General features: G+C 65.9%; 12 protein-coding genes. 6 read left to right on the top strand and 6 right to left on the bottom strand.

Annotated elements, in window-relative coordinates; translation table 11 throughout:
* Positions 1 to 169: 169 nt before the first annotated feature.
* Both mshD and ACTDXD_RS15450 read right to left on the bottom strand, forming a co-directional pair.
* The gene (gene mshD, locus ACTDXD_RS15455; protein ID WP_440123205.1) at positions 170 to 1,102 is read right to left on the bottom strand and encodes a mycothiol synthase; all 933 of its coding nucleotides are present in this window, start codon (positions 1,100 to 1,102) and stop codon (positions 170 to 172) included.
* A 17-nt stretch (positions 1,103 to 1,119) separates the two neighbouring features.
* A complete protein-coding gene (locus tag ACTDXD_RS15450; protein WP_440123204.1) occupies positions 1,120 to 1,842 on the bottom strand; it encodes a winged helix-turn-helix domain-containing protein in 723 nt (240 codons plus the stop codon).
* Between the two features lie 134 nt (positions 1,843 to 1,976).
* Between ACTDXD_RS15450 and ACTDXD_RS15445 the strand changes: the two genes are divergently transcribed.
* The 6 genes from ACTDXD_RS15445 to ACTDXD_RS15420 all read left to right on the top strand — a co-directional run bounded on the left by ACTDXD_RS15445 (position 1,977) and on the right by ACTDXD_RS15420 (position 5,952).
* Positions 1,977 to 2,759 carry an LmeA family phospholipid-binding protein gene (locus ACTDXD_RS15445; protein ID WP_440123203.1) on the top strand — a complete coding sequence of 261 codons (783 nt, stop codon included), beginning with the start codon at positions 1,977 to 1,979 and terminating at the stop codon, positions 2,757 to 2,759.
* A complete protein-coding gene (locus ACTDXD_RS15440; protein ID WP_440123202.1) occupies positions 2,756 to 3,181 on the top strand; it encodes a thioredoxin family protein in 426 nt (141 codons plus the stop codon). Before ACTDXD_RS15445 ends, ACTDXD_RS15440 begins: the two co-directional genes overlap by 4 nt.
* Positions 3,182 to 3,411: 230 nt before the next feature.
* Entirely contained in the window at positions 3,412 to 3,870 is a 459-nt protein-coding gene (locus tag ACTDXD_RS15435; protein WP_440123201.1) for a DUF4395 domain-containing protein, read from the top strand.
* Between the two features lie 71 nt (positions 3,871 to 3,941).
* Positions 3,942 to 4,775 (top strand): sulfurtransferase, encoded by an 834-nt coding sequence (locus tag ACTDXD_RS15430; RefSeq protein WP_440123200.1) that lies wholly within the window; start codon positions 3,942 to 3,944, stop codon positions 4,773 to 4,775.
* A 4-nt stretch (positions 4,776 to 4,779) separates the two neighbouring features.
* The gene (locus ACTDXD_RS15425; RefSeq protein ID WP_440123199.1) at positions 4,780 to 5,085 is read left to right on the top strand and encodes a DUF1416 domain-containing protein; all 306 of its coding nucleotides are present in this window, start codon (positions 4,780 to 4,782) and stop codon (positions 5,083 to 5,085) included.
* A gap of 213 nt (positions 5,086 to 5,298) precedes the next feature.
* Positions 5,299 to 5,952, top strand: a complete 654-nt coding sequence (locus tag ACTDXD_RS15420) for an FABP family protein (RefSeq protein ID WP_440123198.1) — start codon at positions 5,299 to 5,301, stop codon at positions 5,950 to 5,952.
* A 22-nt stretch (positions 5,953 to 5,974) separates the two neighbouring features.
* Here ACTDXD_RS15420 and ACTDXD_RS15415 read toward each other — a convergent pair whose 3' ends face one another.
* The 4 genes from ACTDXD_RS15415 to cydB form a co-directional block, all read right to left on the bottom strand.
* The gene (locus ACTDXD_RS15415) at positions 5,975 to 7,702 is read right to left on the bottom strand and encodes a BCCT family transporter (RefSeq protein ID WP_440123197.1); all 1,728 of its coding nucleotides are present in this window, start codon (positions 7,700 to 7,702) and stop codon (positions 5,975 to 5,977) included.
* A 313-nt stretch (positions 7,703 to 8,015) separates the two neighbouring features.
* The gene (gene cydC / locus ACTDXD_RS15410; protein WP_440123196.1) at positions 8,016 to 9,713 is read right to left on the bottom strand and encodes a thiol reductant ABC exporter subunit CydC; all 1,698 of its coding nucleotides are present in this window, start codon (positions 9,711 to 9,713) and stop codon (positions 8,016 to 8,018) included.
* Positions 9,710 to 11,419: a thiol reductant ABC exporter subunit CydD gene (cydD, locus tag ACTDXD_RS15405; RefSeq protein ID WP_440123195.1), complete on the bottom strand. Its 1,710-nt coding sequence runs from the start codon at positions 11,417 to 11,419 to the stop codon at positions 9,710 to 9,712. Before cydD ends, cydC begins: the two co-directional genes overlap by 4 nt.
* Positions 11,416 to 12,453, bottom strand: coding sequence for a cytochrome d ubiquinol oxidase subunit II (gene cydB / locus ACTDXD_RS15400; protein WP_440123194.1), 1,038 nt, complete (start codon positions 12,451 to 12,453; stop codon positions 11,416 to 11,418). The genes cydD and cydB overlap by 4 nt, the downstream gene beginning before the upstream one ends.
* Between the last annotated feature and the right edge of the window lie 5 nt (positions 12,454 to 12,458).

Below are 12,458 nucleotides of genomic sequence, written 5' to 3'. Positions count from 1 at the left end.
CCCTGCGCCGAGTCGTCAGCATCCGACCCGTATGCAGAAGGTAGGCGGATCCGGTGGACGGATACTCTCTCGCCGGTTAACGGGAGATGAACACGCCGGATACAGGCACTATTGGTGTTGCGACAATCACCCGAACTTCACCGGACAACAACGTGTCGTCGGGAGATGTTCACTTCGCGTATGCGACATCCACATGGAATCGCTCGAACCCGAGCTTGCCGTAGGTGTTGAGCGCGGCTGTGTTGTCACCCTCGACATAGAGCAGCACAGTGGGTAGTCCCCGCTCGCGCAGATGATGCAGTCCGGCGAGCGTGAGGAGCCGCCCGAGTCCCCGGCCCTGTGCCTCCGGGTCGATGCCGACCACGTACACCTCGCCGAGCGCCGGTTCCGTCGGCCCCGGCGGGTGCACCTTCGTCCAGTGGAATCCCAAGAGGCGATCCGGGTCGGCGACGTCGAATGCGAGAAACAGCCCGGCCGGATCGAACCACGATTCGGCCCGACGGTCGGCCACGTCGCTCGCGGTCATCCGCCCTTGCTCAGGGTGCCATTCGAAGGCGGAAGCATTGACCCGCACGAGTTCCGGATCGTCCGAAGGTCCTCGATACGTGCGCAGCTCGACCGAATCGGGTATTTCGAGTTCGGGGAGCGCGAGATCGAGCGGCCTCCTCAGCTGAAGGAGTTCGCGAACGCCCCTGAGGCCGTGCTTCGCGGCGACAGCGCGGGCTGCGGGAAGATCTCCGTGCGCCCACACCCGTGCTTCGGGACCCCCTTCGGTCAGGGCTGCGCCGACGAGCTCGCCGCCGAGGCCGTGACCCCGGTAGGCCGGATCGACGACGACCTCGGACATCGACGGATGTTCGTCGTGCGCAGGCATGAGGTTCGCATACCCGGCGACCGCCCCGTCGACGACGGCGATCAGATGCCGCGCATCGGTGTCGCGGGTCAGCGAGTGAACTGCCTGCTCCGACACCGGAGCCGTCCCGTCGTGCGCGGTGGCACGCTCGAGCAGTGCCTGCACCTCGGCGGCCTGCGCCGCGGTCGGACGATCGACGAACTGCTGCTGCAGCGGGAGCTCTTCGCGCTCATTGGGCCCGAACTTCATGCACCCGAGGGTAGCGATTACTCGGCGAACTCGTCCTCGGGGTGGCCGACCGTGTGACCGCCCTTGGTACGGCTGCTCGGCCGGACGGCTTTGTATCCGACGTTGCGGACGGTCCCGATGAGGGCTTCGTGTTCGGGGCCGAGCTTCGCGCGGAGTCGTCGCACGTGCACGTCGACCGTCCGGGTGCCACCGAAGAAGTCGTAGCCCCACACCTCCTGCAGCAGTTGTGCGCGGGTGAAGACTCGGCCTGCGTGCTGGGCGAGGTACTTGAGAAGCTCGAATTCCTTGTACGTCAGGTCGAGCGGTTTCCCGCGCAGCCTCGCTGTATATGTGTCCTCGTCGATGGTGAGTTCGCCCAGCGTGATCCGCCCGGAGGTCTCGGCAGAGACCGCACCGCCGGACCGAGCAAGGAGCAACCGCAACCGAGCGTCGAGTTCGGCGGGCCCGGTGCCTGTGAGCAGGATGTCGTCGAGCGCCCACTCGGGGTTGACCGCGACAAGCCCGCCCTCGGTGAGAACAGCGACCACGGGTATCGCCGACCCGGCGCCACCGAGCAGGCGGCACAATCCGCGCGCCGCCGCGAGATCGGTTCGGGCATCGACGAGCGCGATATCGGCGGTGGCCGCCTCGAGCAGCGACGACACTTCGGTCGGGACCGGCCGTACCGAATGCGCCAGCAGCGACAACGACGGCAACACAGCATCAGGATCCGGATCGGAGGTCAGAAGGAGAAGCTCCACCGGGCCTCCGTTTCTTCGCACTGCCTGGGCAGACCGTTCCGGATGAACGGTGTGGTACAGATTAACCCCCCATTTGTTACCGCCGTGTTAGCTGGCGAGAACGCCGCCCGGTACGTTCCGTCACAATGGTCGGCGTGCGCAAACTCATTTATGGTCTCGTCGTCCTCGTCGGACTCGTTCTGCTGGTCGATTTCGGAGCGGCGGCCTGGTCGGAGTATCGGCTGTCTCGCGCACTGCGTGAGGGAGGCGCCCTCGAGGCCGATCCCGCGGTGACGATCCACGGTTTCCCTTTTCTTCTGCAAGCGCGCAACGGTCACTACGAGAACGTCGAGATCACTGCGGATCGGGTCCCCACCGACATGCTCGGGGACATCACCGTCGAAGCGAACCTGGTGGGCGCCCACGCAGAGGCGTCCGCGCTCCTCGACGGATCGATCCGGTCGGTACCGGTCGACCTGCTGTACGGCCGTGTCATGATCGACGCCACCGAGCTCGGTCAGGCACTCGGCATTCCCGATCTGCAGATTTCTGCGCCGCCTGCCAGCAAATCGGACGGCACGGGCGGATCAGGCGGATCCGGTCCGACCACCGCGGGCGGTGTCGTGCTCACCGGCACCGTGCCGGTCGGCCCGCTCTCCGCGCGGGTCAGTGTCCAGGCAGATCTCGTCCTCGACGGCGACCGGGTACAGATCGTGGCGTCCGACCTGTACTTCGGCCCCGAAGGGCATGCCGACTTCTCCGTTCCCGATCCGCTGAAACCCCTGGTACTGGGGTTGTTCACCACCACAATCGAACCACAGGATCTGCCGTTCGGCGTCTATCCCACGTCGGTGGAGGCACGGGGCTCGCGGATCGTGATCGAAGGTGAAGCGCACAACGTGACCATCGACCTCACCGAAGTGCAACAGCCCTCGTGAACGCGCTCATCGTCCTTGCGGTCGTGATCGTCGCGGCGGGTGTAGTGGGTGCGGTGATCCGGTCCCGGTCGGGCCGGCTGAAGCAACTACCCATCGCCGAGACTTCGGCCGCGGACCCTGAACTCGGCAAGGTCGGGGTCGGTGAGGGCGAACCGGTGATCCTGCACTTCTCCGCGCCATGGTGCGGGCCATGTGCCGCAGTCCGCCGGGTCGTTTCCGGGGTCATCGAGGACAACGGCGGCACAGCGGCGCCGGTGCGCGACATCGAGCTCGACTTCGACGAGAACGTCTCCCTCGCCACGCAACTCGGCGTACTCTCGCTTCCCACGACCTTCCTGTTCGACGGCGACGGACACCAGCGCTACCGGGTCTCCGGGGTTCCGACGACGAACGATCTGAGGCAAGCACTGGCCGCGCTGTGACACCGGCGGGCACCCGGGCTGTGAAACAAGCAGGCACCCGGCCCTTCCCTGCGCCGTTTTCTCGGTTAGACTGCGACGCGTGCTGACCTGCCAAGAGCTGATGCTCACCCGACGCCGCACAGTTGATCTGTGCCGCCTCGGTGGCACTTGTTGTACCTGCTGATCCACCCGCGGTCGACCTACCGCGATTCGACTCGCCCCAGCGATATCGATCCAGCAGGAGTACACACATGTCTCTCACCACATCCTCTGCTCTCCAGGTGGACGTGCGCGGACCCCGGTTCGCCGCCTGGATCACCACAGTGGTTCTCGTCTCGGTCCTCGCCATCGCCTCGTTCGCACCGCGGGCAGCAGGCATCGTGCTGGCCGTACAGACCGTCGTGTTCCTCCTCGGCGCCACTGTCGGCCCACGCCGAAGCCCGTACGGCACGCTCTTCGCCGTCGCGGTTGCACCGCGCCTGTCGCTGCCGTCCGAGACCGAGCCCGCCGAGCCGTTGCGGTTCGCGCAGGGGGTCGGCTTCGTATTCGCCTTGATCGGCACCGCCGCACTACTGGCCGGTGCCGTCACGCTCGGTCTCGTCGCCGCAGGATTCGCGTTGTTCGCAGCCCTGTTGAATGCCGCATTCGGGGTGTGCCTCGGGTGCCGCATGTATCCGCTCGTCTCCCGGTTGCGGTCACAGACCACCTGAATTCGCTGTTCCGCCAGCACTTCTGCCGTTCCACCCACGACTACTTCAGTGTCACCACGAAAGGAACAACTATGGCTCGCTCCGACGTTCTGGTCTCCGCCGACTGGGCTGAGCAGAACCTGCAAGCGCCGAAGACCGTCTTCATCGAGGTCGACGAAGACACCTCCGCCTACGAAGGCGGCCACATCGAGGGCGCGATCCGACTCGACTGGCGCAAGGATCTGCAGGACGCGGTCCGTCGCGATTTCCTGAACCAGGAGCAGTTCTCCGCGCTGCTGTCGGCCAAGGGCGTCTCGAACGACGACACCGTCGTGCTGTACGGCGGCAACAACAACTGGTTCGCCGCGTACGCCTACTGGTACTTCACGCTCTACGGCCACAACGATGTCAAGCTCATCGACGGCGGCCGTAAGAAGTGGGAGCTCGACGGTCGCCCCCTGTCGAAGGACGAGGTCAGCCGCCCGGCTACCGAGTACAAGGCCGCCGCACCCGACACGTCGATCCGCGCGTTCCGCGACGAGGTCATCGACGCCATCGGCAACAAGAACCTCGTCGACGTGCGTTCGCCCGACGAGTTCTCCGGCAAGATCCTCGCCCCCGCGCACCTTCCGCAGGAGCAGGCACAGCAGCGTGGACACGTACCCGGCGCGATCAACATCCCGTGGAGCACCACCGCCAACGAGGACGGCACGTTCAAGTCCGACGACGAGCTCACCGCTCTCTACGCAGCGAAGGGCTTCGACGACACCAAGGAAACCATCGCCTACTGCCGGATCGGCGAGCGCTCGAGCCACACCTGGTTCGTGCTGCAGGAGATCCTCGGCAAGCAGAATGTCAAGAATTACGACGGCAGCTGGGTCGAGTACGGCTCGCTCGTCGGCGCACCGATCGAATTGGGAGCATAAGAACATGTGTGGAGCACCCGTCCAGTCCCAGACTCTTCCGTCGAACGTCGATACCGAGAAGGAAACGGTCATCACCGGCCGTGTTCTCGCAGCCGACGGACAACCCGTCGGTGGCGCCTTCGTGCGCCTGCTCGACAGCACCGATGAGTTCACCGCCGAAGTGGTCGCGTCGGCTACCGGCGACTTCCGCTTCTTCGCCGCACCCGGCGAGTGGAAGATCCGTGCGCTGTCCAGCACGGGCAACGGCACCGCGACCGTGAGCCCGACCTCCGCCGGTGTCCACAACGTCGACGTCACCGTCGCGAAGTAGCCCCGACCGACAGGTCACGTTCAGGGCATCAGGGCCTCGCTCCGATCAGGAGCGGGGCCCTTCGCGTTCCCACCCGGCCGAGTCGTACCGACGAACACCGAGGAGCTAATATGTGCCCGTGGTCATTTTCTTCGAAGTTCTCCTGGTCCTCGCAGCGCTGCTCATCATCTGGTTCACGCTGTACACCATCTACCGCCTGGTCACCCAAGACCAGTGACGGACGACGGACCCCGCCGCAGCGGTAACGACGCCATCGCCGATGCCGAGAAACGCGCCGAGGCCACCGCCGAGCGCAATATCCCGGCCCTGCCCGGTCTCCCCGGCCCTGAGGACACCGCGAACCTGAGGCTCGGGCCCGACCTGAACCCGGCGATGCTGGCATTGCTGCCGCTCGTCGGTGTGTGGCGCGGCGAAGGCGAAGGACACGATCCCGAGACGGGCGACTACCGCTTCGGTCAACAGATCGTCGTCTCACACAATGGATCCGACTATCTCGCGTGGGAAGCGCGCTCGTGGCGGCTCGACGAGGCCGGCGAGTTCAGTGCACCCGATCGCCGTGAAAGCGGCTTCTGGCGTGTGTCGGGCACCGACGCCGCAGGCAGCGAGGATCCCGAGACCGTCGAACTGCTGCTCACCCACAGCTCCGGTGTCGTCGAGTTGTACTACGGAGCGGCCCTGACCCAGTCCTCCTGGGAACTTGCGACCGACGTCGTGATCCGCACGAAATCCGGTGAGACCGTGGGCGGAGCCAAGCGGCTCTACGGCATCATCGAAGGGGGCGACCTCGCCTACGTCGAAGAACGCGTCATCGGCGACGGCGAGTTGATCCCGCGCATGTCAGCGCGGTTGTCGCGCTACGTCGGCTGACGCTCCGGCTCCGCCGGACGCGTCACTTCGAGTCGGCCGGCCGCTCTGCGGCGCGGGCCGACTCCTGACTGTCCGTCTCCGGCCCTTCCTGTTCTTCTTCCTCCGGGATTGCGTGCGTGACCACAACCACCTCGGGTGCAGGTAGGCCCTCGGCCGCGGCAAGCGCCTCGGCCGAGTACACCTCGGGCCACTGCCTGGTCACCGGTTCCGGGCGTTCACCGAGGTCCTCGCGGATGCCGCGCACAAGGCTGTACATCATCACCCAGCCCATCACGAAGAACGGCAACCCGACCACCGTGATGACCTGTTGCAGCGCGTCGAGCCCGTCCTTACCGGTCGCGACGAGCATCGTCGCCGCAACGGCACCCATCAGGACCGCCCAGAACAGACGCTGATGAATCGGCGCCTTCTCCTCGTGACCGGACGCCATCATGTCCAGCACCATCGCCGTCGAATCGACCGACGTCACGAAGAAGATCACGACAAGCACGACCGCGATGAACGAGACGACCCCGGTGAACGGGAAGTGCCCGAGGAATTCGAAGAGCGCACCGGGGATGTCACCGTCGTCCACGACACGCTCGACCAGACCACCTTCACCGTTGAGTTCGATGTCGAAGGCGCCCATGCCGAAGATGCTGAACCAGATCACGGAGAAGAGCACGGGCAGCCCGAGCACACCGCCGACGAACTCGCGGACCGTGCGGCCGCGGGAGATCCGGGCGATGAAGATACCGACGAACGGCGACCAGGTGATCGTCCATGCCCAGTAGAAGACGGTCCACGTGTTCTGCCATCCGGAGTTCGCGAAAGTGTCGTTCCAGAACGCCAGTCGCGGTAGGGATTCGCCATAGATACCGACCGATTCGATCATGCCCTTGAGCAGAAACAGGCTCGGGCCGGTGACGAGCACGAAGATCAGAAGACCCACCGCCATGCCGATGTTGAGATTCGACAATCGTTTGATGCCCTTGTCGAGCCCGAGAGCAACCGAGACACCGGCCATCACCGTGACGATCGCGATCAACCCGATCTGGATGACTCCGGATTCCTCGACGTCGAACAACTGCGCGAGACCGGCATTGATCTGCAGTGTCCCCAGACCCACCGAGGTCGCGACACCGAACACGGTGCCGAGAATCGCGACGACATCGATCGTGTGGCCGATCGGTCCGTAGATCCGTCCGCCGAGGAGGGGCGCGAAGATCGAACTGACACGCGGCGGCAGATGCCGCTTGTAGATGAAATAGCCGAAGCACAGGCCGGGGAGCGCAAAGATAGTCCAGGTGTGCAGACCGAAGTGATAGAGGGCGAAGCCCATCGCCTCTTCAGCGGCCTCGACCGAACCCGGTTCGACGTCCTGCCTCGGCGGGTTCGCAAAGTGCGAGATCGGTTCTGCAACTCCCCAGAACATGAGAATCGTGCCGATACCCGCCGCGAAAAGCATCGAGAACCATGCGATGTTCGAATGTTCCGGTCGTTCGTCGTCGCCGCCGAGACGGACCCTGCCGTAGCGGGTGAGTGCGATCCCAACCAGGAAGAGCAGGAAGGTCGTGACCCCGAGTATGTAGAACCAGCCGAGGTTGGTCATGATCCAGTTCGATGCAGTACTGAATATTTCGTCCACGGCGTCGGTGAACGCGATCGTCAGCACGACGAACAGGATCGCGACACCCGCCGAGGCAAAGAAGATGCCCGGCGAAGTGCGTAGCCGGAGAGCATCGTGGGCCTGCTGCAGAATCGGCATCATCCATGTGTACCCCGGCGCCTGCACACACACACTGAGTTTTCGGAACCGTGCGAATGATCACTTCGGAATCCACCGTCCGGAACGCGAACGACCCCCGAGCCTCCCGGCACATCACAGAACGACGTCCGTGAATGCCGGGTCCGGTCCGGACAGACCGGTGCTCGGGGGCCGGGTGACCACCTGGGATTCGCCTGCCATGTGCGGCGGGTGAATTCCGTCGTCACACTGCTAGCGGATGGTCACCTCACGCGTCCGAATATCAATCACTTCCAGACCACCTCCTTTCTCGTGTACCTGAGAAAGTACGCGCGGATCACAACGTCGGCAACGCATTTTTCTCGACGCGTACCACCAGGTCGGCGGCGGTGCCCTCGGGCAGGTTGTGCGTGACGAGGACGATCGTCCGAGCGGCAGCGACGAGTCCCGAACCGGCATCGAGGAGCCGGCGCTGCAGGTGCGCGGCGTCCTCCGCATCGAGGTGTTCGGCCGGTTCGTCGAGCAACAGTATGTCCGCCGGAGACAGAATCGCGCGTGCCAGGAGCAACCGGCGGCGCTGTCCGCCCGAGATGTCGCGGGCACCTGAGGTCAGCACCGTGTGGACGCCGTCGGGTAGTGCGTCGACCCACTCCCCGAGTCCTACCGACGCGAGTGCGGCCCGCGCCTCGAACTCGTCGACGGTACCCCGGGCGACACGCAGATTCTCGAGGATCGACGTGTCGAAGATGTGGGCGTCCTCGGCGAAGAAAGCGATACGCCGGCGGACCGCGGCCTGATCGATCTCAGCAAGATCCACGCCGTCGAGGGTCACCGATCCACCCGCCGGTACGAGCAGTCCGGCCAGTGTCATCAATGCGGTGGTCTTGCCACTACCGCTGCTCCCGACGATCGCGACCCGCGAACCGGGGCCCACCTCCAGATCGACGGGTTCGGTGTCCGCGCCGCCCGGCCATCCGCTGCGCAGTCCGTCGGCGCGGAGTGTGCCCGGGCCGTCCGCGGAGGCAGTTCCGTGGGGTACGGGCCGATCTGCACGGTCGAGAATGTCGACGATGCGCCTGGCCGCAAGTCGAGCTCGGGTCAGTGTCTGTGCCGCAGCAGGAAGGACCGCTGTGGCTTCGAACGCGGACAGCGGCAGCAGCACGAGGACTCCGAGGGTCGTGGGGCTCATCGTCGAAGCATCCGACCCGAATGCCGTGACGCCGATCAACAGAGCACCGAGCACACTCGCCCCGACCGCGAGCGGTGTTGCCGCGTCGGCGAATGCGGCGGGAGCCGCCGAACGATCGGTGGCACGCACCGATTCGAGATTCGCGGCCCGCGCGCGGTCGGTCACGGCGGTCAAGCGCCCCGCGACACGTAGTTCCGCGGCATGGTCGAGTGCGGTCACGGCGTCCTCACCGAAGCGGGACCGGGCGGCGTCGCCGTCGGCTTCCGCACGGGCCGCGGCGGACGCCGAGAGCCACGGTGCGACGACTCCCGCGATCAGCAGAGCAACGGCGAGGACCGCGCCCGCAGCGGGTACGAGGATCCCGACCGCGATCACGGCGGCGACGCACAATACGACCGCCACGGCGATGGGTACGAGGGCGCGCACCACGACATCGCCGAGGGCGTCGACGTCGGAACCGGTGCGGGCGAGCAGATCCCCGCGTCGCAGCCCGGCGGAGGCAGCCGGGTCACCTTCGGCGAGGCGCTCGTACAGCCGCGACCGTGCCGATGTCATGCCGCGAAGAGCTGTGTCGTGGGTGGCCAGGCGCTCGAAGTACCGGAAGAGTCCGCGCGAGATACCCAGCGCACGCACCGCGACGACCGCCACAGTCAGGTCGAGGACCGGAGGCATCTCCCACGCCCGCACGATGAGCCACGCCGAGACTCCGGCGAGCAGCAACGCGCTGCCGAGGGTCGCAACCCCGGCGCCCACGGCGAGCATCACGCGTCGAGGTTCGAGTTCGAGCAGCGCCATCGCGCGCCGCAGCAGGTACTTTCTGTCGCTGCGGCCCTTCGGCTCGGTCATGCGGCACGCCCTTCCACGGCGACCACCCGGTCCGCGATCGCGAGCAGGGAAGGTCGGTGCGCGACGATCACGACGGTGCGTCCTGCTTCCGCGCGGTCACGAAGCGTGTTCAACACGGTGACTTCGGTGACGTCGTCGAGGTGTGCGGTGGGTTCGTCGAGCAGCAGGACATCTCGCGGTGACGCCAGGGTGCGGGTGAGTGCCAGCCGTTGCCGCTGGCCCAGCGACAAACCGGTGCCGTCGGCACCGACGACGGTGTCCCATCGATCCGGAAGGTCGGCCAGAACAGCGTCGAATCCCGTTGCGACGCAGATCTCGTCGAGTTCGGGCGTCGCGGGGTCGGCCCCCGTGAGTTGCAGGTTGTCGGCGAGGGTGCCTGGAACCAGCACCGGTCGTTGCGGCAGCCAAGCGACCCGATTCCACCACTGATCGGTGCCTTCTGCCGAGGCACCGTCGACGGTGACCAGTCCTTCTGCCGCTTCGGCAAGGCCGAGGAGCGCGAGCAATGCGGTGGACTTACCGCTGCCGTTGGGTCCGGTGAGGACGGTGATCTCACCGGGTCGGCAGACCGCACTGAACCGGTGCGGGGCGTATCCGTCACGGCCCGCAACACTGAGCCCGTCGAACACCAGTTCCGGCGCGCTGCCCCGGCTCGGATTCCGGTGCTTCGTCGGCCCTGCCGGTGGTCGGGGCGCACCGGTGCCCACGCTGTCGAGGATCGCGAATGCTCTCTCCGCGGCGGCCATCCCGTCCTCGGCGGCGTGAAACTTGCTACCCACGGTGCGTAGCGGCCGGTAGGCCTCCGGTGCGAGGATCAGCGCGATGATGCCGGCTTCGAGGGCCATATCGCCGGTGACGAGGCGCAGGCCGATTGCCACCGCGACGAGCGCGACCGAGAGGGTCGCGAGGAATTCGAGCACCGTACCCGAGAGGAACGCAACCCGGAGCGCCGACATCGTGGTGCGACGGTGGTCCTCGCCGAGTTGGCGCACACGAGCTTCCGGTCCGCGTTCACGACCCAGTGCGCGCAGGGTCGGCAGTCCCGCGACCAGGTCGAGCAGTTGTGACGACAGTGTGGTCATCGCCGAGAGGGTGCGGTCGGCTTTCCCTTTCGTGAGGACTCCGATGAGGATCATGAAGATCGGGATCAGGGGAAGGGTGATCACCACGATGAGCGCGGACGTGAGGTCTTGCGTGGCGATGACGACGATCGTGATCGGGGTGAGCGTGACGGCCAGGAGCAGCGCCGGGATGTAACCGGTGAGGTAATCGCCGAGACCGTCGAGCCCGCGGGTGAGTACGGTCGCGATCTCGTCGCGCCGCGGGTCCAGTTCGCGGGGCGGCAAGGTGGTTGCCGCGTCCAGGACCTCGTGTTCGAGTTCTGCGATCACCCGGGTCGCCGAGCGGTGGGCGTAGCGCGAATGCAACCAGGTCACCGCGACCCGCACGACGACAACCGCAGCGAGGAGACCGAGTTCGGTGCTCCAATCTCCGAGCGACCGCGCGTCTGTGGTGATGACCCCGGCGAGGACCGTACCGATCATCAGCGCCGCCGCGATCACCATCGCCACATCGACGAGCGACGTGATGACCGTCAGGACGAGGTACCCGCGCGCTGCGGCGGAGTAGCGCCACAGTCGCGGGTCGATCGGCCCCCGTCTTCGTGCAGACACGTCGGCGGAAACCGCAGCGGACTCGACGGTCATTTCGTTCCGATTGTCAGCCCGATGGACTTGGGAATCTGGGCGGTCGAGATACGTTGGCGGAAAACCCAGTACGTCCAGCCCTGATAGATCAGAACGACCGGGGTCATGATCGCAGCAGCCCAGGTCATGACCTTCAGGGTGTACGGGCTCGAGGACGCATTCTCGATCGTCAACGACCATGCGGGGTCCAGGGTGGACGGCATGACATTCGGGAACAGCGAGGCGAACAGCAAGACGACGGTCGCGATGATCGCGATGGTCGTGAACGCGAATGCCCAGCCCTCACGTTCGGCGACAGTGAGTGCCACGACCACCAGCAGCGACAGCGCCGCGGCGGCAACCAGGATCCACGTCCAGTCCTTGCCGTAGGCGAGCTGTGTCCACAGCACGAACCCGCCCGCGACCGGGACAGCCGGGAGTGCAAGTCGCCGTGCGAGTTTCACCGCATCCTCGTGCACGTCGCCGGCGGTCTTGAGCGCGATGAACACTGCCCCGTGCAGAGCGAACACGAGTGCGGTGGTAACGCCGCCGAGCAGCGCGTAGGGATTGAGCAGATCGAAGAACCCGCCGACGTACTGCTTGTTCTCGTCGATTGCGACGCCGCGGATGATATTCGCGAATGCCACACCCCACAGCACCGCCGGTACCCATGAGCCGAAGATGATGCCCCGGTCGCAGCGGCGACGCCACCTCGGATCATCGATCTTGCCGCGCCATTCGATGGCGCACACGCGCAGGATGAGCGCGAGCAGTATCAACAGCAGCGGTAGGTAGAAGCCGGAGAACAAGGTGGCGTACCACTCGGGGAAGGCAGCGAACAGCGCACCGCCTGCGGTGATCAGCCACACCTCGTTGCCGTCCCATACGGGTCCGATGGTGTTGAGCAACACGCGCCGACGGGTGTCGGCGGTCTCGTCCCTGCCCCGTCCGAGTACCGGAATGTGCATGCCCACACCGAAATCGAACCCCTCGAGGACGAAGTACCCGGTGAACAGCACGGCGATCAGGATGAACCAGACTTCTTGGAGCCCCATGGCCG

The sequence above is a fragment of the Rhodococcus sp. SJ-3 genome (assembly GCF_051918125.1).
Classification (GTDB): Bacteria; Actinomycetota; Actinomycetes; order Mycobacteriales; family Mycobacteriaceae; genus Rhodococcus.
The sequence above is the reverse complement of the archived record's forward strand: the minus strand, read 5'-3'. Positions and strand labels throughout refer to the sequence as shown.